The 1,355-nt window shown below is 43.2% G+C and carries 3 protein-coding genes; all 3 read left to right on the forward strand.

The window, feature by feature from the left end:
* Nucleotides 1-135 precede the first annotated feature (135 nt).
* The gene (locus CSH92_RS16925; RefSeq protein WP_100658833.1) at nucleotides 136-477 is read left to right on the forward strand and encodes a hypothetical protein; all 342 of its coding nucleotides are present in this window, start codon (nucleotides 136-138) and stop codon (nucleotides 475-477) included.
* 88 nt (nucleotides 478-565) lie between these two features.
* On the forward strand, nucleotides 566-1,033 hold the full coding sequence (locus CSH92_RS16930) for a hypothetical protein (RefSeq protein WP_100658834.1): 468 nt from the start codon (nucleotides 566-568) through the stop codon (nucleotides 1,031-1,033).
* Nucleotides 1,034-1,144: 111 nt separating this feature from the next.
* Nucleotides 1,145-1,355: hypothetical protein (locus CSH92_RS17170; RefSeq protein WP_205662200.1), on the forward strand; the 211-nt coding region annotated here is incomplete at its 3' end.

Genomic DNA, 1,355 nt, shown 5'->3' on the forward strand with positions numbered 1-1,355 from the left:
CGAGTGGCCTTTCCTCATGCCAATTTCTAACAAGCCAATCAAGCTCGCTCCTTGCAGTCGCTGGGACAACTACGTGTACGGCCTCCTGAAATCGTGCCGCACACTTCGTTGCCCCTTATCGGAAAGTTAGCTGCCATGAGAACATATCCAGAATTTCGAAAAGACGGCTCTCTGCATTCGTTTGAAATCACTAGTATGTGGTTTACCCTGAGACCTATTTTTAAAATTCTTAAAAGTATTGATGGTATAACTGATGTTAAAAGAAATTGGTTTAGCGACGACCGAATAACTTTCAATTACTTCGGTAGCCCAGGTGTAGTAAATGAACCTTGGGGAGATAGTAGCCGCTATTGGATCGGACTCGCGTCAGCAAACACTGAGACAGAACCCCGCATTGAAGAGATTGAAGCGGCGTTTAAAAAATACAAGCCAAGCCCTTGGATTTGGTTATGGCAACAACGAGCAAGTGGCAGCTAACAAGCCCATTAACGCGCTGCGCTGGGACACTTACCTGTAGGCTCCCTCCGCTTCGCTCCGTATTTTAGCCTACAGGTAATTGCCCCTTATGGGGGTGTTAGTCGCCTTGAAAGATCGGAATATATTTAAAATTAGTCTTTCCAATTTGATTATTGGCTTTACATGTTTAGCGTTCGGCTATTTATTTAAAGTTTTGGTCGTATTTATTGCAGTTACCGGAGAAGGACAATGTCTTCACAGCTTTTGGCTGGGCAATGAAAAATACTTCAATCCATTTTTCATTACAGTTGTTTGCGTTTCATCATTCTTAATTTATGGTGTTATAAAGTCTGGGCTAACGCTAATAAAGCCCAAGGGCTCTAGAAATAGTTTACTGTTTTACATTGTCATGTGCGGTGTAATGGTTGTTTGGCTAAACGTTATGTACGGAATGTGGTTGGCCTTTGAATACGAAAAAGGAAATTTAGCTGCCAAAGACTATTTCTCAAATAGCCACAATCAGCTTATCAACATTTGGGATATGGAGACGTTACATGTCTGTAAAGGCGGCGACTAACAATCGCATTAAAACTCGCTACGCTCGCGCGGACATCTACCTGTGGGCTCGCGCTGCACGCGATTTTAGCCCACAGCTAGCTGCCCTTTATGCGGGGCGTTAGGTGACTCTATGAATTTAGACACTTTGCTTCGTGGATTAATAATTCTGCCAGGAGCCGTAGTTTTCATTTGGTGCCTAGTTAATATTGCTAAGAACTTCAGTGAAGCATTAAGGTTCTGCGAAAAACCGTTTTTAGTTAGGACATTGCCATTTCTTTTCCTCAGCAACACCTACTTTTCAGAGGAAGGTGTCGCGCTCAAAAATAGAGGGTTCAAGTGGC

Origin of the sequence: Neoalteromonas flava (assembly GCF_002807685.1) — a bacterium.
GTDB classification, from domain to species: domain Bacteria; phylum Pseudomonadota; class Gammaproteobacteria; order Enterobacterales; family Alteromonadaceae; genus Alteromonas_E; species Alteromonas_E flava.

Excerpts from the sequence above, each read along its gene's own strand:
- CSH92_RS16925 (WP_100658833.1), top strand. The coding sequence starts at position 136 with ATGAGAACATATCCAGAATTTCGAAAAGACGGCTCTCTGCATTCGTTT.
- CSH92_RS16930 (WP_100658834.1), top strand. The coding sequence starts at position 566 with ATGGGGGTGTTAGTCGCCTTGAAAGATCGGAATATATTTAAAATTAGT.